This window comes from Streptomyces lunaelactis (genome assembly GCF_003054555.1).
GTDB lineage: Bacteria > Actinomycetota > Actinomycetes > Streptomycetales > Streptomycetaceae > Streptomyces > Streptomyces lunaelactis.
The window spans coordinates 3,317,540-3,337,635 of sequence record NZ_CP026304.1 but is presented as its reverse complement, the minus strand read 5'-3'; the positions used below and the strand labels follow the sequence as shown (position 1 = coordinate 3,337,635).

Annotated in this window: 20 protein-coding genes and 1 pseudogene; 12 read left to right on the top strand and 9 right to left on the bottom strand. The window is 71.0% G+C overall.

All coding sequences use genetic code 11. The features are described 5' to 3' along the window. Positions 1–43: 43 nt before the first annotated feature. From SLUN_RS15065 to SLUN_RS15055, 3 genes are all read left to right on the top strand, one after another. Complete coding sequence (locus SLUN_RS15065) at positions 44–1,831, top strand: DEAD/DEAH box helicase (protein ID WP_108148976.1); 1,788 nt, start codon at positions 44–46, stop codon at positions 1,829–1,831. A gap of 367 nt (positions 1,832–2,198) precedes the next feature. Then, positions 2,199–2,876, top strand: a complete 678-nt coding sequence (locus tag SLUN_RS15060) for an IclR family transcriptional regulator (RefSeq protein WP_108148975.1) — start codon at positions 2,199–2,201, stop codon at positions 2,874–2,876. Between the two features lie 163 nt (positions 2,877–3,039). Continuing rightward, the gene (locus SLUN_RS15055; RefSeq protein ID WP_108148974.1) at positions 3,040–3,828 is read left to right on the top strand and encodes a YlbL family protein; all 789 of its coding nucleotides are present in this window, start codon (positions 3,040–3,042) and stop codon (positions 3,826–3,828) included. A gap of 116 nt (positions 3,829–3,944) precedes the next feature. Here SLUN_RS15055 and SLUN_RS39975 read toward each other — a convergent pair whose 3' ends face one another. The 3 genes from SLUN_RS39975 to SLUN_RS15045 form a co-directional block, all read right to left on the bottom strand. Beyond that, complete coding sequence (locus SLUN_RS39975) at positions 3,945–4,121, bottom strand: hypothetical protein (protein ID WP_170146579.1); 177 nt, start codon at positions 4,119–4,121, stop codon at positions 3,945–3,947. A 48-nt stretch (positions 4,122–4,169) separates the two neighbouring features. Then, the gene (locus SLUN_RS15050) at positions 4,170–4,772 is read right to left on the bottom strand and encodes an ArsR/SmtB family transcription factor (RefSeq protein ID WP_108148973.1); all 603 of its coding nucleotides are present in this window, start codon (positions 4,770–4,772) and stop codon (positions 4,170–4,172) included. An 86-nt stretch (positions 4,773–4,858) separates the two neighbouring features. Next, complete coding sequence (locus SLUN_RS15045) at positions 4,859–5,335, bottom strand: Lrp/AsnC family transcriptional regulator (RefSeq protein WP_108148972.1); 477 nt, start codon at positions 5,333–5,335, stop codon at positions 4,859–4,861. 121 nt (positions 5,336–5,456) lie between these two features. On the opposite strand from SLUN_RS15045, the gene hppD reads away from it, so the two are divergent. The 5 genes from hppD to SLUN_RS15020 all read left to right on the top strand — a co-directional run bounded on the left by hppD (position 5,457) and on the right by SLUN_RS15020 (position 10,492). Then, a complete protein-coding gene (gene hppD, locus SLUN_RS15040) occupies positions 5,457–6,602 on the top strand; it encodes a 4-hydroxyphenylpyruvate dioxygenase (protein ID WP_108148971.1) in 1,146 nt (381 codons plus the stop codon). A 127-nt stretch (positions 6,603–6,729) separates the two neighbouring features. After that, a complete protein-coding gene (locus SLUN_RS15035; RefSeq protein ID WP_257153730.1) occupies positions 6,730–7,443 on the top strand; it encodes a response regulator transcription factor in 714 nt (237 codons plus the stop codon). Further along, positions 7,430–9,346: a sensor histidine kinase gene (locus SLUN_RS15030; protein ID WP_257153729.1), complete on the top strand. Its 1,917-nt coding sequence runs from the start codon at positions 7,430–7,432 to the stop codon at positions 9,344–9,346. Before SLUN_RS15035 ends, SLUN_RS15030 begins: the two co-directional genes overlap by 14 nt. A 94-nt stretch (positions 9,347–9,440) precedes the next feature. After that, positions 9,441–9,827, top strand: coding sequence for a hypothetical protein (locus tag SLUN_RS15025; protein ID WP_108148969.1), 387 nt, complete (start codon positions 9,441–9,443; stop codon positions 9,825–9,827). 62 nt (positions 9,828–9,889) lie between these two features. Continuing rightward, a complete protein-coding gene (locus tag SLUN_RS15020; RefSeq protein WP_108148968.1) occupies positions 9,890–10,492 on the top strand; it encodes a class F sortase in 603 nt (200 codons plus the stop codon). A gap of 320 nt (positions 10,493–10,812) precedes the next feature. Here the strand turns inward: SLUN_RS15020 and SLUN_RS15015 are convergent, their stop codons facing one another. Then, a complete protein-coding gene (locus SLUN_RS15015; RefSeq protein ID WP_179955291.1) occupies positions 10,813–12,231 on the bottom strand; it encodes a tetratricopeptide repeat protein in 1,419 nt (472 codons plus the stop codon). A 108-nt stretch (positions 12,232–12,339) separates the two neighbouring features. Between SLUN_RS15015 and SLUN_RS15010 the strand changes: the two genes are divergently transcribed. Both SLUN_RS15010 and SLUN_RS15005 read left to right on the top strand, forming a co-directional pair. Continuing rightward, entirely contained in the window at positions 12,340–13,740 is a 1,401-nt protein-coding gene (locus SLUN_RS15010; RefSeq protein ID WP_108148967.1) for an FAD-binding oxidoreductase, read from the top strand. Positions 13,741–13,927: 187 nt separating this feature from the next. Beyond that, complete coding sequence (locus SLUN_RS15005) at positions 13,928–14,308, top strand: VOC family protein (RefSeq protein ID WP_108148966.1); 381 nt, start codon at positions 13,928–13,930, stop codon at positions 14,306–14,308. On the opposite strand, the pseudogene SLUN_RS41150 reads toward SLUN_RS15005, so the two are convergent. The 4 genes and pseudogenes from SLUN_RS41150 to SLUN_RS14985 form a co-directional block, all read right to left on the bottom strand. After that, positions 14,293–14,484, bottom strand: a pseudogene (locus tag SLUN_RS41150) (transcriptional regulator); the annotation flags it as partial. The gene SLUN_RS15005 and the pseudogene SLUN_RS41150 overlap by 16 nt on opposite strands. A gap of 31 nt (positions 14,485–14,515) precedes the next feature. Continuing rightward, a complete protein-coding gene (locus SLUN_RS14995) occupies positions 14,516–15,097 on the bottom strand; it encodes a GNAT family N-acetyltransferase (protein WP_108154756.1) in 582 nt (193 codons plus the stop codon). A gap of 167 nt (positions 15,098–15,264) precedes the next feature. Then, a complete protein-coding gene (locus tag SLUN_RS14990; RefSeq protein ID WP_371413830.1) occupies positions 15,265–16,383 on the bottom strand; it encodes a PP2C family protein-serine/threonine phosphatase in 1,119 nt (372 codons plus the stop codon). 103 nt (positions 16,384–16,486) lie between these two features. Then, entirely contained in the window at positions 16,487–16,963 is a 477-nt protein-coding gene (locus SLUN_RS14985) for an SsgA family sporulation/cell division regulator (RefSeq protein WP_108148964.1), read from the bottom strand. Between the two features lie 295 nt (positions 16,964–17,258). Between SLUN_RS14985 and SLUN_RS14980 the strand changes: the two genes are divergently transcribed. Further along, positions 17,259–18,770: an RDD family protein gene (locus SLUN_RS14980; RefSeq protein ID WP_108148963.1), complete on the top strand. Its 1,512-nt coding sequence runs from the start codon at positions 17,259–17,261 to the stop codon at positions 18,768–18,770. A gap of 107 nt (positions 18,771–18,877) precedes the next feature. Continuing rightward, positions 18,878–19,618, top strand: a complete 741-nt coding sequence (locus SLUN_RS14975) for an RDD family protein (RefSeq protein ID WP_108148962.1) — start codon at positions 18,878–18,880, stop codon at positions 19,616–19,618. On the opposite strand, the gene SLUN_RS14970 is transcribed toward SLUN_RS14975, so the two are convergent. After that, positions 19,604–19,939, bottom strand: coding sequence for a hypothetical protein (locus tag SLUN_RS14970; protein WP_108148961.1), 336 nt, complete (start codon positions 19,937–19,939; stop codon positions 19,604–19,606). The two genes, SLUN_RS14975 and SLUN_RS14970, sit on opposite strands and share 15 nt — an antisense overlap. Between the last annotated feature and the right edge of the window lie 157 nt (positions 19,940–20,096).

Below are 20,096 nucleotides of genomic sequence, written 5' to 3'. Positions count from 1 at the left end.
GTGGCCCGGTTGTCATACCTGGACGAGCGTTGAACCGGAGACCGTGACTACTACCGCCCACTCCCACCACCTCTCGCCCGCGTTCCCCGGGCGTGCCCCCTGGGGTACCGCCGGCAAGTTGCGTGCCTGGCAGCAGGGCGCCATGGAGCGCTATCTCCAGGAGCAGCCGCGGGACTTCCTCGCCGTCGCCACACCCGGCGCCGGCAAGACCACCTTCGCGCTCACCCTCGCCTCCTGGCTGCTGCACCACCACGTCGTCCAGCAGGTGACCGTCGTCGCTCCCACCGAGCACCTCAAGAAGCAGTGGGCGGCCGCGGCGGCCCGCATAGGGATCAAGCTCGATCCGGAGTACAGCGCCGGACCGCTGAGCAAGGAGTACCACGGCGTCGCCGTGACGTACGCGGGTGTCGGCGTACGGCCCATGCTGCACCGCAACCGCTGCGAGCAGCGCAAGACCCTCGTCATCCTCGACGAGATCCACCACGCCGGTGACTCCAAGTCCTGGGGCGAGGCCTGCCTCGAGGCCTTCGACCCCGCCACCCGGCGGCTCGCGCTCACCGGTACGCCCTTCCGGTCCGACACCAACCCGATCCCCTTCGTCGCGTACGAAGAAGGCAATGACGGGATCCGCAGGTCCGCCGCCGACTACACCTACGGCTACGGCAATGCCCTCGGGGACGGCGTCGTCCGGCCCGTCATCTTCCTCAGCTACAGCGGCAACATGCGCTGGCGCACCAAGGCCGGCGACGAGATCGAGGCGCGCCTCGGCGAGCCGATGACCAAGGACGCCACCTCGCAGGCCTGGCGCACCGCCCTCGATCCGCGCGGCGACTGGATGCCGAATGTGCTGCGCGCCGCCGACCAGCGGCTGACGGAGGTGAGGAAGGGCATCCCGGACGCCGGCGGTCTGGTCATCGCCTCCGACCAGGACTCGGCCCGTGCGTACGCCAAGCTGATCCGCGAGATCACCGGAACCAAGGCGACGCTCGTGCTCTCCGACGAGGCCGCCGCCTCCAAGCGCATCGAGGAGTTCAGCGAGAACGAGGACCGCTGGATGGTCGCGGTCCGCATGGTGTCCGAGGGCGTCGACGTGCCGCGCCTGGCGGTGGGTGTGTACGCGACCACCATCTCGACGCCCCTCTTCTTCGCGCAGGCCGTCGGCCGTTTCGTACGGTCGCGCCGCCGCGGCGAGACCGCGTCCGTCTTCCTGCCGACCATCCCGAACCTCCTCGGCTTCGCGACCGAGATGGAGGTCGAGCGCGACCACGTGCTCGACAAGCCGAAGAAGGACGGGGAAGAGGACCCGTACGCCGAATCCGAGAAGGAGATGGCGGAGGCCGAGCGCGAGCAGGACGAGGACACCGGGGAGCAGGACATGCTCCCCTTCGAGGCCCTCGAATCCGACGCGGTGTTCGACCGGGTGCTGTACGACGGCGCCGAGTTCGGCATGCAGGCGCACCCGGGCAGCGAGGAGGAGCGGGACTACCTCGGCATCCCCGGGCTGCTCGAACCCGACCAGGTGCAGCTGCTGTTGCAGAAGCGGCAGGCGCGGCAGATCGCGCACAGCCGCAAGAGGCCGGACGAGGAAGCGGACCTGCTGGAGCTGCCGGCCGAGCGGCGGCCCGTCGTCTCCCACAAGGAGATGCTCGAACTGCGCAAGCAGCTGAACACGATGGTCGGCGCGTACGTCCACCAGAGCGGAAAGCCGCACGGGGTCATCCACACGGAGCTGCGGCGGGTGTGCGGGGGGCCGCCGAGCGCGGAGGCGACGGCCGGGCAGATCCGGGAGCGGATCAAGAAGGTTCAGGAGTGGGCCACGCGGATGCGCTGAGCCTGGCGGCGCGAGCCGTAGGCCGTAGGCGGTCTGCCGTAGGGACAATTCCTTGCGAATCCGTACGAAACGGGACCCGGGTGCGATCGTTGCGCTCGGGCTCCGGTCATTCCCGGAATGCAGGCCCAAATGTGGAGCAACCGGGCGCGTGGCCGGTGCAGGCGCCCGGATTGTGGACGAGGCCTTCCGCTGAGCGGACCAGTGTCGCTACTGTCCCCGCAATGTAAACGCCCCGTGGCAGCGCCGCCGCGGAGCGCAGCCGGTGTGCCATGGCCTGCCGGCGGCCTCTGGGTGTGTCGCCGATGGGACCGGTGTCGCAACTCCCGTCGGAGGACCGCCGTCACTCACCTCCGAAAGAGAGGGCGTCGTGACCGCGGAGACCTCCCAGACGCTCGACCGGGGACTGCGTGTCCTCAAACTGCTCGCCGACACCGACCACGGGCTGACCGTCACCGAGTTGTCCAACAAACTCGGCGTCAACCGCACCGTTGTCTACCGGCTGCTCGCCACGCTCGAGCAGCACGCCCTCGTCCGCCGTGACCTGGGCGGCCGCGCCCGGGTGGGGCTCGGCGTGCTGCGCCTGGGCCGCCAAGTGCACCCGCTGGTGCGGGAGGCCGCGATGCCGGCGCTGCGCTCGCTCGCGGAGGACATCGGGGCTACGGCCCATCTCACCCTCGTCGACGGGGCGGAGGCCCTCGCGGTCGCCGTCGTCGAGCCGACGTGGACGGACTATCACGTCGCCTACCGGGCCGGGTTCCGGCACCCGCTGGACCGGGGCGCGGCGGGCAAGGCGATCCTCGCCGCCCGCCAGAGCAGGCAGAACAAGCAGAACAAGCAGGGCAAGCAGGGCGGGCTCGACGAGCCCGGCTACACGCTCACCCACGGCGAACTGGAGGCGGGCGCGAGTGGCGCGGCCGCGGCGCTGGTCGGGGTGACCGGGATAGAGGGCAGCGTGGGCGTGGTGATGCTGGCGGACTCGGTGCCGGAGCGGGTGGGGCCGAGGGTGGTCGACGCGGCGCGCGAGGTGGCGGACGCGCTTCGCTGACGCGGGGCGCTTGAGGGGTGCGGGTCCCTTCCGGGTGCCCGCGGTCCGGGTGCCGGTGCGGTCTCTCCGGGTGAGCCCCGTGGCCGAGCGCGGGTCTGGGCCCCACCGACCCCGGCTCCGGGTGCCCCCTGGTCTGTCCCCGTACGTCAGATAGATTCGCACCGTGCTCTCCCGCCTCACGCGCCCCCGCGCCATTACCATCTGCGCCCTCCCCGTCGTCGCCCTCTTCGCCGTCGCCGGGTTCGCGCCGTTGCCGTACGCCGTCGCGCAGCCCGGCTCGACCGCGAACGTGCTGGGGGCCGACAAAGGCACTCCGGTCATCACCATCTCCGGTGCGCCCACCCGTACGCCCAAGGGTGAGCTGCGGATGACGACCATCGTGGCGACCGGGCCGTCCGCCGATGTCGACCTCGGCGATGTCCTCGACGCGTGGTTCAGGACGGACCGTGCGGTCCTGCCCCGCGACACCGTCTATCCGGCCGGCAAGTCCGACGAGGAGGTCGAGAAGCACAACCTCCAGGACATGGAGGAGTCGCAGGACGTCGCCACCCAGGCCGCTCTCGGCTTCCTCGACGAGGACCCGGCGAAGGTGAAGGTCAACCTCCGCCTCGCCGATATCGGCGGACCCAGCGCCGGGCTGTTCTTCGCGCTCGGCATCGTCGACAAGCTCGACGGCGACGGCGCGGGCGGCGATCTCACCGGCGGCCGCAACGTCGCCGGTACGGGCACGATCACCGCCGACGGCAAGGTCGGCGCGGTCGGCGGGGTGTCCCTGAAGACTCAGGCCGCCAAGCGCGACGGGGCGAGCGTGTTCCTCGTGCCCAAGGGCGAGTGCTCCGACGCGCAGGCCGAACTCCCCAAGGGGCTGCGGCTGATCCCCGTCACGACACTGAAGGACGCGGTGGATTCGCTTCGGGCGCTGGACAAGGGCGGGAAGGTTCCGGCCTGCTGACCTCCGTGGTCGGTTGCGTGGTGTTCATCTGCCGTCGTCAGTCCGGACTGCTCGATGAGGCAGCCGGCCGCGAGACCGCCGAGTACGGCGGCCGCGGCCCGCGTCCCCCTTCGCCCTCATGCGATGCGAGCGGCCCGCGCGGGCGGCTGCCGTATCAGGCGCAGGCCCAACTCGACGAGTTTCCAGCCCAGTTGTGTACGGAGGTCCTCGCGAGGCGGGCAGCTCCTGGCGGCTTCCTCCTGGAGCTCCGCGGCGCGGATCCCGTGCAGCAGCAGATGTACGTCGGCGTGCATGTCCGTCTGTCCCCTCAGTCGGTGGAGCGCGTCGGTCGGTTGAGCGCGTCAGTCGGTGGAGCGCGGGAAGGCGTGCAGATGCATACGGATCTGGGCGGTGTCCTCGGTCCTGGTATCCGGTGCCAAGTCCCGGTAGCTCTCGATGAGTTCGTGGATCTTCTCGTTGAGCTCGCCGGCCTGCGCGGGCGTCAGCCGCAGGGTCCAGTCGCTGAGGTCCGAGGTCCTGCGCCACTTCTCGGGCCACTCGCGTGCGGTGCCGAGCCAGGTGCCGACCTCCTGGGTGTGCATGGTCGCGACCTCGTGGATGAAGAGGTCCGCGGCCCCGCGCACCGCCGGGTCGGGGTCGCTGAACAGCGTGTCGCTGAAGCCCGTCCCCTCCACCGAGGACTTCCACCAGCGCTCGCGGCCCTTGCCCCGCTCGGGGTCGTCCTCGACGAAGCCGTGGGCGGCGAGCTGGCGCAGGTGGTAACTGGTGGCGCCGCTGGACTCGCCCAGCTTGTCCGCCAGTTGGGAGGCGGTGGCGGGCCCGTCGTGCCGCAGCGTGGTCAGCAGGCGCATCCGCAGCGGATGGGCGAGGCCGCGCAGGGAGCGTGGGTCGAGCGGGCGGTAGGTGTGCCGTTCGGATCCGGGGGAGGGCTCTGGCTCGGGCATGACGCAAAGATAGCCTTGCAAAGGAATAGTTGCAAGGGGTTCTTTGCAACTACTTCGCTGCAGCCACTTCTTTGGAGGCCCTAGCCCTACTCGATGAAGCCCTCCGCGGCCTGCTCCACCAGCGGAATGATCCGCAAGGGCACCGGGTTCTCCATGACGATCGCCGTGGAGGCCCGCACAATGCCATCAAAACCGACAACACGGTCGATCACCCGCTGGAGATCGGCGTTGGAACGGGCGACGAGACGGCAGAGCATGTCGCCGTGTCCGGTGGTGGTGTGCAGCTCCAGCACCTCGGGGACGCCTGCCAGATGGGCCCGTACGTCCGCCCCTTGTCCCTGCTTGATCTCCAGCGTGGCGAAGGCGGTCACGGGATAGCCGAGCGCCGCCGGGTCGACGTTCGGTCCGAAGCCGCGGATGACTCCATTGGACTGAAGCCGGTCCAGGCGCGCCTGGACAGTGCCGCGGGCCACACCGAGCCGGCGGGACGCCTCGAGCACCCCTATGCGCGGCTCGCGCGCCAGCAGCACGATGAGCCTGCCGTCCAGATGATCGATCGCCATTGTGTCTCCCGAATGGTCATCCTGTACAGATAGCCTCACCATCCTCCCTCTCCGCTGTGCAGATTGCCCAGTGGAATCGTGAACTATTGCGCATCTTGTGGATCGGCGGGAGCCTGCTCGTATGACTGAGACCATCGATCACAACCCGACCACCGCGCGAGAGGCCGACCCCTTCCCGGTCAAGGGAATGGACGCGGTCGTCTTCGCCGTCGGCAACGCCAAGCAGGCCGCGCACTACTACTCCACGGCCTTCGGCATGAAGCTGGTCGCCTACTCCGGACCGGAGAACGGCAACCGCGAGACCGCGAGTTACGTCATGGAGAACGGGGGCGCGCGCTTCGTCCTCACCTCCGTGATCAAGCAGGCCACCGACTGGGGCAGCTTCCTCGCCGAGCACGTCGCCGAGCACGGCGACGGCGTCGTCGACCTCGCCATCGAGGTGCCGGACGCGCGCGCCGCGTACGCCTACGCGGTGGAGCACGGCGCCCGCGGCATCACCGAGCCGTACGAGCTCAAGGACGAGCACGGCACGGTGGTGCTCGCCGCGATCGCCACGTACGGCAGGACCCGGCACACCCTGGTCGACCGCTCCGGCTACGACGGCCCGTACCTGCCGGGCTTCGTCGCCGCCGCCCCGATCGTCGAGCCGCCGGCCAAGCGCACCTTCCAGGCCATCGACCACTGCGTGGGCAATGTCGAGCTCGGGAAGATGAACGAGTGGGTGGCCTTCTACAACAAGGTCATGGGCTTCACGAACATGAAGGAGTTCGTGGGCGACGACATCGCGACCGAGTACAGCGCGCTGATGTCGAAGGTCGTCGCGGACGGCACGCTGAAGGTGAAGTTCCCGATCAACGAGCCGGCGATCGCGAAGAAGAAGTCGCAGATCGACGAGTACCTGGAGTTCTACGGCGGCGCGGGTGTCCAGCACATCGCGCTCGCCACGAACGACATCGTCGCGACGGTACGCGCCATGCGGGCGGCGGGAGTCGCGTTCCTGGACACCCCCGACTCGTACTACGACACGCTCGGCGAGTGGGCGGGCGAGACGCGGGTGCCCGTCGAGACGCTGCGCGAGCTGAAGATCCTGGTCGACCGTGACGAGGACGGCTATCTGCTGCAGATCTTCACCAAGCCGGTCCAGGACAGGCCGACGGTCTTCTTCGAGATGATCGAGCGGCACGGCTCGATGGGCTTCGGCAAGGGCAACTTCAAGGCGCTGTTCGAGGCGATCGAGCGCGAGCAGGAGAAGCGCGGCAATCTGTAATTGCGTCCTCAAGCCGGACGGGCTTGCTGTGCCCTCAAGTGCCGGGCGGGCCTGCTGTGCTGTGCCCTCAAGTGCCGGGCGGGCCAGGTAAGCCCGCCCGGCCGGGCGACCGCTTACGATCGGCGGCGTGTGCGCATACGTGATGGTCGCCGAGGACGACGAGAAGCAGGCCGAGCTGGTCCGCCGCTATCTGGAGCGGGAGGGCCACACCGTCACCGTCGTACGGGACGGAAGAGCGGCCATCGAGTCGGTCCGGCACCAGGCACCCGACCTGCTCGTCCTCGATGTGATGATGCCGCGGGCCGACGGACTGGACGTGCTGCGCGTGCTGCGGGCCGAGGCCCGGGAACTGCCGGTGCTGATGCTGACCGCCCGCAGTACGGAGGACGATCTGCTGCTGGGCCTGGATCTCGGCGCCGACGACTACATGACCAAGCCGTACAGCCCACGGGAGTTGATGGCCCGCGTGCGCACCCTGCTGCGTCGCACCAGACTGGGTCCGTCCGTCGAGCACGTCCTCGCGGTGGGCACGCTCGTCCTCGCCCCGGACCGGCACGAGGTGACCGTCGACGGCGGCCGCGTCGACTGCACGCCCGGCGAGTTCCGGATCCTCGCCGCGATGGCCGCCGAGCCCGACCGGGTCTTCACCCGGCAGCTGCTGCTGAAGGAACTCCACGACTTCGACCGCTACATCAGCAACCGCACCGTCGACGTGCACATCATGAACCTGCGCAAGAAGATCGAACCCGACCCGCGGCGGCCCGCCCGGCTGCTCACCGTCTTCGGCGTCGGCTACAAGCTGACCGATCCGGCGAAGAGTCCGTCGCGTGCGCCGTCGTAGGCAGGGGGCAGGCAAGCGGCTGCCGCTCCGCAAGAGCCTGCTCGGCCGGCTGCTGGCGGTGTCCGCACTGGTGGCCGTCTGCTCGGTCGCGGCCACCGCGTGGCTCGCCGTGCAGACCACCTCCGGCGCGATCAAGGAGGAGCAGGGGCAGAACCTCACCGACGACGCCAGGATCTACCAGACCCTGCTCGGATACGCGGCAACTCACCCCCGGTGGGAGGGAGTCGACAAGGCCGTACGCGAGCTGGCCGGGCAGACGGGCCGGCGGATCGCCCTGACCACCCAGCAGCGCGGGCCCATCGCCGACTCCGCCACCCAGGCCTCGGCGCCCGAACTGCCGTCCCTGGCCTCGGCGATCGTCGACCCGCTCGCCGCGGACAGCGCGCTCGCGCCCCCGAGTCGGCAGAGCGCGGATGCCACGGCGGACCGGATCGACCCGCGTGCCGTCGGCCCGTTCCGGCTGCCGGCGAAGGAACGCACCCGGCTGCGGCAGAGCGCGGTCCGGAGTGTGGACTGTCTGCGGGAGTACGGGATCAGCTCGGACATCGTCGTCGCCCCCAGCGGCCGTCCGCGCATCGAGGTCGTCGGCAACGACCCCGGCCGCATCGAGGGCACCCGGTGCTCCACCGACTCGCTCGACGAGCCCACCGCCACCGAGAAGAAGGCGCTGACCGCGCTCAGTAAGCTGGCCAACGCCTGCCTGAGCCGCCAGGGCCGCGACGCCGTGCAGCTGAATCTGGAGCTGTCCTGGACGAACACGCCTGCCCCGAGCGCCGCCCCGAGCACCCCGGGCGTGCGCGGCCCCAGTGACGACGACCGGGCCGTCGCGTCCTGCGTCGGCACCGCGCGCCGCGAACAGCTCAGCTCCTATGTCGCCTCGCCCGCACTGCTGTTCATCGGCGATCCCGACAGCGGGAGCGTTCCCGGCTTCGATCTCTCCCCGGCGAACACCGCCCGGATCGCGGGTGCCGCGGCCCTTGTCCTGGCGCTGACCGTCGGCGCGTCCGTACTCGCCGCCACCCGGCTCGTACGGCCGCTGCTCGCGCTCACCGGAGCGGCCCAGCGGATGAAGGACGGCGGGTACGCGGACCCCGCCCGGGTCCCGGTCACCGCGGACAACGAGATCGGGCGGCTGGCCGCCGCCTTCAACGACATGTCCGCGCACCGGGCCCGTCTGGAGGAGCAGCGCAAGGCGATGGTCAGCGACGTCGCCCATGAACTGCGCACCCCGCTCAGCAATATCCGCGGCTGGCTGGAGGCGGCGCAGGACGGCCTCGCCGACCCCGACCCCGCCTTCGTCTCCTCCCTGCTGGAAGAGGCGGTGCAGCTGCAGCACATCATCGACGACCTCCAGGACCTGGCGCAGGCGGACGCGGACGCGCTGCGGCTGCACCCCGAGCCGCTACGGATCGAGGAGCTGCTCGGCCAGGTCGCCGCGGCGCACCAGGCCCAGGCCGAAACGGCGGGCGTCACACTGACGGTGACCGGACCGGCCCCGGGCGCCGAGGTGCCCGAACTGAGCGCCGACCCGGTCCGGTTGCGGCAGGCGGTCGGCAATCTGGTGTCCAACGCGGTACGTCACACACCGCCCGGCGGCCGCGTGACCCTGCGCGCGTACGGCATCGATGCCGGGAGCGTCGGCATCGAGGTGGCCGACACGGGCAGCGGCATACCGGCCGAGGATCTTCCGCACGTCTTCGACCGCTTCTGGCGGGCCGAGAAGTCACGCAGCCGGCGCACGGGTGGCAGCGGTCTCGGTCTTGCGATCGTGCGCAAGCTGGCGGAGGCGCACGGGGGCACGGTGCACGTGGAGAGTACAGAGGGGCAGGGCTCGGTCTTCACGCTGCGACTGCCTCACGCTGCCGCGCTTCACGTGGCGGTTTCGGCCGGGGACCGGCCCTGATCCGATGACCACAGCGTTCTGACAGCTTCCTCACAACTTCACGCCAGCCTGTCGCCAAGTGCCAACAAGGCCGAGCTGGAATGGAGCCACCCCCATGTCCCACCGTCTGTCCCTGCGTGCCCTCGCCCTCGCCACCGTCGCGGCCGCCGCGGTGATCGTCCCGTCCGCGGCGGCCTTCGCCGACACCACGCCCCCGCCCTCGGCGCGGCCGACCGAGGACCCCGCGCCCTCGAAGGGCTCCGACACCGTCACCGCCCCGCAGGACCGAGGGCCTTCGGCGGCGCCGCGGGGCGGCGTGGCCGCGGGGGACAAGCCCGCCCCGGTACGCGGCTCCGCGCCGCGCGGTGGCGTCTCGGCGGGGGAGCGCCCAGCCGGTAGCGAGACCGGCAGCTCCACCACCGCCCTCGCCGGATCGGCCACCGCGCTCGCCCTGCTCGCGGGCGCGGGCACGATCGTGGTGCGCCGCCGCGCCAACCGCTGACCTCCTGTTCCTCCTTGGACGGCGTCGCTGCCCGGCGGCGCCGTCCCCGCACTGGAGACTCCATGTCCCGTACGCACCACCGGATACGGCGGACCGGCGCCCTCGGCCTGTTCCTCGTCCTGGCCGCCCTCGCCGGATGCTCGGCCGACGCCGTACCGACTCAACCGCGGGCCGCGCAGGCTCCGTCCACCGCACCGCCCCGCACCGTCGAGGTGAAGCCGGCGGACCCGGCGCATGTCGCCATCCCGTCGATCGGCGTGGCGAGTTCGCTGATGAAGCTCGGCCTCAACGGCGACGGCACGGTCGAAGTCCCGCCCGCAGACAAGGGCATGACCGCGGGCTGGTACACCGGCGGGACCGTCCCCGGCGAGCGCGGAGCGGCGGTGATCATCGGCCACAACGACACGCGCTTCGGCCGGGCGGTCTTCCACGACCTGAAGAAGATCGCCAAGGGCGCGGACATCGCGGTACGGACGGCACGGGGGTCGACGGCGCACTTCACGGTCACGGGCACGGAAACGGTCAGCAAGAACGCGTTCCCGACGGAGAAGGTCTACGGCAGGACGGACGAGCGCGCGCTGCGCCTCATCACCTGCGACGGTGGTTTCGACGCCGAGGGCCACCCGGTGGACAACCTCATCGTGTACGCGGTCCTGCGAGTTTAGGTTTGTGGCCCTGGCAGGTTGCCGGACCGGCAATCTCAAGCCCCGCCGGCGATTGAGGCGCGGGGGTCCGGGGGCGGAGCCCCTGCGGAAGGGGCGGGAGGGCACAGCCGCAGGCGCGCACCCGCACCCGCACCCCACCCGCACCCGCCTCAGTCCTGCCCCACCCCGACACCCCGGGGCCGTCGGCTGGCTGCTTCGCCGGGCTCACCGGGCTCGACTGGCTCGACGGCCCCGGCCCTCCTCCCGCTCCGCTCCGGCTTCTGTGGCGACTGCGTCTCGCCGGACGGCGTCGGCTGCGACACCCCGGCTCCTCCGCCGCCTCATCCCCACAACCGGCCCCGCCACCGCTCTCCATCCCCGTCACCTCTTTCGGCCCGCCCCCCTCCGGTTCCCCCAGCGCCGCCAGAGTCTCCCGCGCCACCCGAGCCAGCAGCGGTGAGAAGTACGGGTTGGTCCGCAGCGCCTCCTCGAGGTGCCGGCGGGCCGGGCCGTACTGCGCCAGGGACCGCTCGATCTCGCCCCGGTGGTACGCGAACAGCGCACTCCGCAGCCCCTGATCCGTCGCCCTCTTCGCGTACGGCAGCGCCTCCTTCGGCCTCCCCGCCCGGTACAGCGCCCAGCCCAGCGCGTCCGCGACGGACATGCTCCGGTGCTTCTTGTCCCACTCGCCCTTCAGCCGCCGCACCGCCGCCTCCGGGTCGCCGTGGTCCGCCTCGAAGAGGCCCAGCACCACCTGGCCGGAGCCATGGCCGGACCCACCAGCCCCGCCCCGCCGGCGCCCGCAACCGCTCGTACTGCGTCGCCGCATCCCCGTCCAGCCCCATCGACGCGTACAACTCACCTGCCTCCAGGGCGTATCCGGGCAGCGCCGCCTGCGTCAGCACCGCCTGGTAGTCGCGGAACGCCTCGTCCGTACGCCCCAGTGCCGCCAGCGCCCGCCCCCGCGCCGCCAGCGACGGATGGTGATCGGGCGCGAACCGCAGCGCCGCGTCGTAGTGGCCGGTCGCCTCCACCGGCTCGCCCCGCTCCCAGGCCAGCTCGCCCAGCCGGTACAGCGCGGCCGCCTTCTCCGCCGGGGCATCCGCCGTCGCGGCCGCGTTGTACGCCATCGCCGCCGCGTCCTCGCGCCAGCCCTTGTCCCGGAGGATCTGCGCCGCGCGCCCCATGGTCTGCGCGTCCTCGTGCAGCTCCTGGAGCTTGTCCATCGCCTTGCCCGCGGCCGCGTAGTCGCCGAGCCCGTTGCAGGCGTCGATCAGCGCCGGATACGCCGTCCACCGCTGCGGCCTCTGCTTCCGCGCGCTCTCGGCCGACGTACGGGCCGCCGCGTAGTCGCCCCGGGCGTTGGCCAGCGCCGCAAGACCCACCAGCGCGTCGACGTTCCCCTGCTCACCCGGAAACAGCTCCAGCGAGCGCCGCAGCGCGCTCTCCGCCCGCCGGTAGTACGCCGCGTCCGCCAGCCGCGTGCCCTGCTCCACATACGCCGACCCCAGCACCGCCCACGACTCCTCGTCGCGCGGGTGCGTACGCAGCCACATCTCCCGGTCGCCGATGAGCGCGGTCAGATCGGCGAGGGAGGCCGGGGCGCCCGCGCCCACCGCGGCCGCCGCCCGCGCCGCCGGTCCCGGGGCGGGCGGCGGGCTCTCGTCCCCCCAGCCGGGCGCGAGTGTGATCACCCCGGTCACCAGCGTCGCGCCGACCAGCGTGCTGATCGCGGCGTTCTTCACGAGTTCGCTCTTCATGGCGCTCACTGTGCGTCAGCAGACAGTCAATACGAAGAATGCGCCCGGCCCTGCGAAGCGGAAGGCGGACGGGTTCACACCGATGGCCCCTGGTGCGAGGCTGGGATCATGCTGCATCTCTCTGGGGGACAACCCCCGGACCCCCGGGATCTTCTCGACCGGCTGCGCGCCGGTCTGCCGTCCGAAGCGCTGATCACCGACCCGGACATCACGGCCTCGTACGGACGCGACATGGCCAGCTTCTGCGAAGCGGGCACCCCCGCCGTCGTCGTCCTGCCGCGCACCGTCGAACAGGTCCAGCACGTCATGCGCACGGCGACCGCGCTGCGCGTCCCCGTCGTCCCGCAGGGCGCCCGCACTGGTCTGTCCGGCGCCGCCAATGCCTCGGACGGCTGCATCGTGCTCTCCCTGACCAAGATGGACCGGATCCTGGAGATCAGCCCGGTCGACCGGATCGCGGTCGTCGAGCCGGGCGTCATCAACGCCGTGCTGTCCCGCGCGGTGAACGAGCACGGCCTGTACTACCCGCCGGACCCCTCCAGCTGGGAGACGTGCACCATCGGCGGGAACATCGGCACCGCCTCCGGCGGCCTGTGCTGCGTCAAGTACGGAGTGACCGCGGAGTACGTCCTCGGCCTCGACGTCGTCCTCGCCGACGGGCGCCTGATGAGCACCGGCCGCCGTACCGCCAAGGGCGTCGCCGGCTATGACCTCACCCGGCTCTTCGTGGGCTCCGAGGGCAGCCTCGGCATCGTTGTCAAGGCTGTGCTCGCGCTCAGGCCGCAGCCGCCGGCGCAGCTCGTCCTGGCCGCCGAGTTCGATTCCGCGGCCGCCGCCTGCGAGGCTGTCTGCGCGATCATGGAGCGCGGCCACACCCCTTCGCTCCTGGAGATCATGGACCGTACGACGGTGCGCGCCGTCAACGCCATGGCGAACATGGGGTTGCCCGACACCACCGAGGCACTGCTCCTGGCCGCCTTCGACACCCCCGACCCGGCAGCCGATCTGGCAGCCGTCGGCGCGCTGTGCAGCGAGGCCGGCGCCACCGAGGTCGTCCCCGCCGACACCGTCGCCGAGTCCGAACTCCTCCTCCAGGCAAGGAGGTTGTCGCTCACAGCGCTGGAGACCGTCAAGTCGGCCACGATGATCGACGATGTCTGCGTACCGCGCTCGAAGCTCGGCGCGATGATCGAGGGCACGGCCGCGATCGCCGAGAAGTACGGCCTCACCATCGGCGTCTGCGCGCACGCGGGCGACGGCAACACCCACCCCGTCGTCTGCTTCGACCACACCGACCCGGACGAGTCCCGCCGCGCCCGCGAGTCCTTCGACGAGATCATGGCCCTCGGCCTGGAGCTCGGCGGCACGATCACCGGCGAACACGGCGTCGGCGTGCTGAAGAAGGAGTGGCTGGCCCGGGAGCTCGGCCCGGTGGGCGTGGAGATGCAGCGCGGCATCAAACAGACGTTCGACCCGCTGGGTCTGCTCAACCCCGGCAAGCTCTTCTGACCGACGGCCGCGGTGGCCCGCCGGCGTCGAGGAGCCCGGCAGGATCCACAGGACAGGCCCCGGACCTTCGGCGTACGGCGAGGAGCCCCAGGTCTACGGCGAAAGCCCGATGCTTCGGACCCGGCTCCCCGCATAGCGTGAAAGGACAGGTCGATCCGTAACCGCCTCACGCTTCAGAGGAGGAGCCGTGCCCGCACGTCTTGACCACACCATCGTGCACAGCCGCGACCGCTTCGCCGGTGCCCGCTTTCTCGCCGAACTGATCGGGGAGCCGGACCCCAAGCCCTTCGGCCCTTTCGCGAGCCTGCCGCTGGCCGGCGGCGTCACCCTCGACTACCTCGATGTACGGGCCGGTATCACGCCCCAGCACCTGGCCTTCCTGGTCTCCGAGGACGAGTTCGACGAGATCTTCGGCCGGATCACCGAACGCGAACTCCCTTACTGGGCCGATCCGATGCACGACAAGCCGCAGCAGATCAACCACCACTTCGGAGGCCGCGGGGTGTACATAGACGACCCCGACGGGCACTCCATCGAATTCATCACCCATACCTACGTCACCGACTGACGCGCGTTCTCGCTCGCCGCCGTGTCCTGCGTGCCGATGACGGAGAGCAATTCCAGCTGGGCGGCGCCCTGGGTGCCGGGCGGGGCGGTGAACCACAGCAGGCGCTGGCGTCCGTCCTCGCTGAACAGGCTGTGGCAGTCCAGCCCGATGACGCCGAGTGCGCGGTGGACGAAGCGCAGGACGCAGTCAGGTTCGCCTGCCCGGGCGTCACCAGAGCTTGTCGATCTCCCCTGGATACAGCTCGACGCGGCTGTGGTGGAACGACGTCTGGGCCTGCCTGCCCTCCGCCGAGAAGAATGCGGCCATGGTGACCTTGTCGAAGCCGGGCTGGTCGCTGGGGAAGGGAGCCTGTGGTGTTCCCCCGATGAGTACAGCCCCACGAAGAAGGTGCCAGCCGGCGCTCTCATAGAACGCCAGAAGCGGGCGGTCGCAGGTGAAAATGCCCAGGTCCAGTCCCTGGGTGACCATCGTCTCCCGGGCCGCTGCCACCAGGCGCCGGCCGCACCCGCGACCACGAGCTTCCCGGCGCGTCACCACAGTGCTCAGCCCACCAGCGGCATAGCGCCGACCGGTGTGAACGATCTCCTTGGACAGGATGTCCAGCGCGGCCAGTACCGAACCCTCCTCCACCAGCAGCATCGACAACGGCCGCAGCACAGGATCGTGGGTGGGCGCATCGGCAGGGGTGACCGAGACACGCGCGGACGGCCACGCCTGCTCTTGGATCTCCCGCACCTGGATGCGCAACTCGGACGGAGTGGCTTCTTCGGGGAACGACAGGATCTGCACGCGCTGATTCTGTCCACGCTCCACGCGAGCGCAAGCGGTTTTCCTGGCGGCGGCGCGGATCGCCCTCGTGCGGCGTGTTTTCGACGCGGCGACGGCAGGAGAATGCGATGCAGGTGACCCGGGTGTACTGCCCGGCCGACCGGCGAGTCCGCCACGCTTCCGGCCACCTACGCCGGGGGCTCCTGGGCCCGGATGTTCGGGTACCGCACTGCGAGGGCCGCGATGTCGTCGTTGAGCCTTCCGCCGCTGTAGTGGAGCAGATCCCGGTGAAGCCGGTCGAGCAACTCGCGGGGCGGCTCCGGGCCCTGCCGCCGCATCCAGTCCGGCAGCGGGAAGAACTCACCGGTACGGTCCCGGGTCTCCGATACGCCGTCGGTGTAGAGCAGCAGCTGGTCGCCCGGGGCGAAGGCGACGGTGTCGACGCAGTAGTGGTCTCCGATGAGCGCTGCGAGGTTGAGAGGGGCTGATGGGGTGGTGGGCTCCAGGACGCGGATCTTTCCGCGGTGCGCGAGCAGCGGCGGGGGGTGCCCACAGTTGAGGAGTCTGACGTGGCCGCCGCCGTGCGGGATCTCGGCGATAAGAGCGGTGGCAAAGCTCTCCGGCAGGTCCTGGACGGGAAACGCAGTGCCGTGGCGGGTGATGCTGGTCTCCAGGCGATGGACGATGCCCCTGAGGTCGGGCTCTTCGTACGCGGCTTCCCTGAAGCAGCTGATCACCGCCGAGGCCACCCCCACTGCGGACAGGCCCTTGCCGCGTACGTCGCCGATGAGCAGCCGGACCCCGTACGGTGTGCCGGCCGCCTCATAGAAGTCGCCTCCGATCCGGGCCTGCTCCTGGGCCGCCAGATACAGCGACTCGATCTCGACGTCCTCGATGCGGCGCGGCAGGGGCCGCAGCAGCACCTCCTGGGCTGCGTCGGCGACGAGCCGGACGTGGAAGAGGGTCTCCTCGCGCTGGAGTCGGACATGGCTTGCGTATGCGGCCGCCAGGGTGACCGCGGCGATCGCGGCCACCGTGTATGGCGTCCCCAGGTCGGTGTAGACGAAGCTGAGGCCGATCATGACCATCAGGCAGAACGTCCCCAACAGGATCGTGGGGAGCACGGGCCACATCGCGGCGGCGAGGGCGGGTGCGGCGGGCAGGAGACGGCTGACGGCGATCTCCCTCGGTGTGGAGAACGCCAGGCCTGCGATGAGGATGGTAAGGATCACCGGTGACAACCGGGCAGCTTCCCACCGGCCGCTGTAGGGAGGACGACGGCGCCGCCGCCGCCCGAGTGTGATCACAAAATGCATAATATCGGGCGAAGCAGGCATCGGGCTCCGATGGAACCTGCACCTCATGCGCAGTGATCAGCCGCTTGAGCCGCGGATACGCGGTCCGCTCGGCCTAGCTGTCTCCGTCCCCTGACTCGTCCGAGGGCAACGGGTCGCGCAGCCACAGATCGTCGGCCGGGGTGGGCGTGAGCAGCTCGGCGAGGCCGTCGTCGATGCCGAGCTGCTCGGACTCAGAGCCCGGAGGGACCACCCGCAGCGTGCGCTCCAGCCAGGCGGAGACCACCGCGGCGGACGCCTCGATCAGCGCGTCGCCGTCGGGGGAGCTGAGTGCCATCAGGACCACGCTCCGGCCCTCGACCTTGGTGGGCCAGATCCGGACATCTCCGTGGCCGCACGGGCGGAAGACCCCTTCGACCAGCAGTTCGCGGGCGAAGGTCCACTTGACGGGGTTGTCGGAGCCGGTGTGAAAGGTGATGTGCACGGCGTACGGGTCGTCCGTGCGGTAGGTCAGCCGGGCCGGGACGGGGATGCTGCACTCGGGCGACAGCACCAGTTTGAGCTCGAGCTCGCGTTCCACCACGGTGTGCATGAGAGTGCTCTTCCTTCCTGTACGAGGCCTTGTGGGCGGGCCTTGCAGGGAGAGAGCGCGTTGTTCCGCGGCGATGACGCGACTTCCGGGAACAACTTTCTGTGATGGGCCGGTGACTGGAAAGTGGCCGTTACGGCAGGACCGGCCCGGTGGCGTACGAGGGTCTGATAGATGTGGTGCCTTGAAGTGAGGTCCTGTCCGGTCGATCAGGCCGGATCAGGCACCAGGGCACGCGAGCCCGGCAAGATCGGCTGGACAGGGCCTGAGGCCCTCGAGGAGATACGGGACCACGGTGATGAGCGCCCCCACCCCGGCAACCGGCGACGGCAGCCCCGCGCCCGGCTATTACCCGGATCCGTCCATTCCCGGATATGTCCGGTACTGGAACGGTGCATCCTGGGTGCCCGGTACGAGCCGTCCCGCGCCGCAGTCGGGCGAGGCGATGCCCACGGCGCCCGGCCCGGCGGCGCCGGCGACCACGACCACGCCCGCTCCGGTCGAGGAGACCGGTCCGGTCTTCTTCGACGAGGAGCAGATCGGCGACGAGCCGTCCCGCCCGGAGCCGGCCACCGCCTGGCAGGCCGACACCTCGCGCCAGAGGGGCTTCGGCGGCGAGCGAGACAACCGCGTCTCGTGGGGCGGCGGCCAGGATCCGCGTACGCCCGTCCAGGGCGGCGCCCCCGGGACGCCCGCGTCGGGCACCTCCGCATCGGGTGCGCCCGTCGATCCGCGCCGTCCGGCCGGGGCAAGCACGCCCGCCGACCCGACGGGTGGCGCCCTGCCGGGCGTCCGCTCGCTGGGCCCGGCGAACGCGGGCGAGCCTCCCGTGGACGGTACGGTCGCGATCCGCGCGCTGCGCCCCGGCGCGGGCAGGCACTCTGCCGGTGCGGGTGCCGGCAGCGCTGATCCCGCGTCTGATCCCGCGTCTGCGGCGCCCGCGGGCGAGATCCCCGCCCGCCGCAGGCCTCAGCCCCAGCCGCAACCGCCCGCCGAACCCACGGTCACCATCCGCGCGCAGCGCGCCCGCGGCGGCGCGCCCGCCGGGCAGGCCGAAGGCGCCATGGGGGTCCAGTCCCCGGCACCGGGCGCCCCCGCCGCGCCCGCACAGCCCCAGCCGCAGGTCCCCGCCCAGCCGCATCCCCAGCAGCAAGAGCCGCAGGCGCCCGCGCAGGCACAGGCGCCCGTCACCAACGGCCCCGGCGGCGGCTCCGCCTCCTGGGCGCAGCAGGTCCACCGGCTCGCCGGTTCGGGCGAGGCCGAGCCGGTCGTGCCCTGGAAGCCGCCGGTCAACGACCCGTTCCTGCAGGCCGCCCAGGCGCAGGCGGCGGCCCGTCCCGCATCGCTCGGCAAGCGGTTCGCCGCGCGGCTGATCGACACCGTGGTGCTCGGGGCGCTCGTCGGCGCCGTCGCCGTACCGGTCCTCTCCCGGGCGCGCGCCCACGTCGACGAGAAGATCGAGGCGGCGAAGCAGTCGGGTGAGACGGTCACCGTGTGGCTGGTCGACGGCACCACGGCCGGCCATCTCGGCATCATCCTCGGCGCGCTGCTGGTCCTGGGAGTGCTCTATGAGGCGCTGCCGACCGCCAAGTGGGGCCGTACGCTCGGTAAGAAGCTCTGCGGTATCTCGGTCTGGGGCATCGAGTCCCACGAGCCGCCGTCCTTCGGGGCGGCGCTGCGCCGCTGGCTGGTCTACTCGGTGCTCGGTATCCTCGCCATCGGCGTCCTCAATGTGCTCTGGTGCCTGTTCGACCGCCCGTGGCGGCAGTGCTGGCACGACAAGGCGGCGCACACCTTTGTGGCCGGCTGACACCTTGGTGACCGGCTGACAGATTTCCCGGAGGCCCGGGACGAGGGTTTCCCCCGAACGGCGCGCGAGCCGTTGCGGGGGCCCTCGGGGCGCGGTGCACTGCCCCCATGAGCAACGAACCGCCGCCGCCCGGCGAGCCGCCCGAGAACGACCCCTTCCGCAAGCAGCCGCCGGAGTCCACGCCGCCGTCGGACGGTCCTCAGCAGCCCCCGCAAGGCCCCCCGCAGGACGATCCGTACGGCTCCGGGCGGAGCGGCTCTCCCTACGGCTCGGGGCAGGGCGGCGGTTCGCCCTACGACGGCGGCGGTCAGCCCCCGCCGTACGACGCGGGCGGCTCCGGCGGCCCGTACGGCGGCGCGGACCCGCTCGCCGGGATGCCGCCGCTCGCGGACTTCGGCAAGCGGTTCCTGGCCCGCGTCATCGACGCGCTCATCATCTTTGTGCCGCTGATCCTGATCTCCCTGCTCGCCGGCGGCTGGGACGTCACGACGGACAACGGCGACGACTGGGACAGCTTCACCAACCAGGTGAACACCGGCAGGCAGTGGCTGTGGTCGCTGATCTCGCTCGTGGCGTACGTCGGCTACGACACCATCATGACCGCGCGGAACGGGCAGTCCGTCGGTAAGCGTCTGATGAAGATCCGGGTCGCGATGCTCAACGACGGGAGCGTGCCGGACAGCAGCTCCTCGCTGCTGCGCGCCGTGGTGCTCTGGGTGCCCGCGCTGGTCTGCTGCTTCTGTCTCTGGTGGATCGTCATCATCATCACGATCCTGGCGGACAAGCCGTACAAGCAGGGCCTGCACGACAAGGCGGGCAAGACCGTGGTGGTGTCAGCGGCGCAGTGAGTGCTCGCCGACCCTGGCCTCGGCCCCCACATGGGCGCGCGGCGTGGGCACCCGGGTGGTGAGACCGTCGGCGGATGCGGCGGCCGGAATACCGGCGGAGGCACGGTTCGTACGGACCGTGTGCGCCGCTTTCCTCGCTCCGCGCACGGTCCTGCTCATGGGCAGGGCGACCGCGACCAGCAGACCGAACGACATCGCGGCGACACCTATCGCGGCGACGGCGAAGCCGTTGGTGGTTCGGGTGAGGAGCAGCAGGGCGAGGGTCGAGCAGACGACGGTCGCCGAACCGTAGGCGAGCTGTGCGGCAGTCGGACGCGGCATGACGGTATCCGTCCTCGGGGCATCGGTCTGAGGGTGTCTCTCAACGCGGTCGCACTGTCAAAGGACTCTACGTCGGTGGATGCCCAGGAGGAACCGGTGGTAAGCGTGACCTTACCCACGGTGCCGGTGCATGGGGGGCGCACGGAGTCATTCGGGC

Excerpts from the sequence above, each read along its gene's own strand:
- SLUN_RS39975 (WP_170146579.1), bottom strand. The coding sequence starts at position 4,121 with ATGCACGCCGACGTACATCTGCTGCTGCACGGGATCCGCGCCGCGGAG.
- SLUN_RS15050 (WP_108148973.1), bottom strand. The coding sequence starts at position 4,772 with ATGCCCGAGCCAGAGCCCTCCCCCGGATCCGAACGGCACACCTACCGC.
- SLUN_RS15045 (WP_108148972.1), bottom strand. The coding sequence starts at position 5,335 with ATGGCGATCGATCATCTGGACGGCAGGCTCATCGTGCTGCTGGCGCGC.
- hppD (WP_108148971.1), top strand. The coding sequence starts at position 5,457 with ATGACTGAGACCATCGATCACAACCCGACCACCGCGCGAGAGGCCGAC.
- SLUN_RS15025 (WP_108148969.1), top strand. The coding sequence starts at position 9,441 with ATGTCCCACCGTCTGTCCCTGCGTGCCCTCGCCCTCGCCACCGTCGCG.
- SLUN_RS15020 (WP_108148968.1), top strand. The coding sequence starts at position 9,890 with ATGTCCCGTACGCACCACCGGATACGGCGGACCGGCGCCCTCGGCCTG.
- SLUN_RS15015 (WP_179955291.1), bottom strand. The coding sequence starts at position 12,231 with ATGAAGAGCGAACTCGTGAAGAACGCCGCGATCAGCACGCTGGTCGGC.
- SLUN_RS15010 (WP_108148967.1), top strand. The coding sequence starts at position 12,340 with ATGCTGCATCTCTCTGGGGGACAACCCCCGGACCCCCGGGATCTTCTC.
- SLUN_RS14985 (WP_108148964.1), bottom strand. The coding sequence starts at position 16,963 with ATGCACACCGTGGTGGAACGCGAGCTCGAGCTCAAACTGGTGCTGTCG.
- SLUN_RS14980 (WP_108148963.1), top strand. The coding sequence starts at position 17,259 with ATGAGCGCCCCCACCCCGGCAACCGGCGACGGCAGCCCCGCGCCCGGC.
- SLUN_RS14975 (WP_108148962.1), top strand. The coding sequence starts at position 18,878 with ATGAGCAACGAACCGCCGCCGCCCGGCGAGCCGCCCGAGAACGACCCC.
- SLUN_RS14970 (WP_108148961.1), bottom strand. The coding sequence starts at position 19,939 with ATGCCGCGTCCGACTGCCGCACAGCTCGCCTACGGTTCGGCGACCGTC.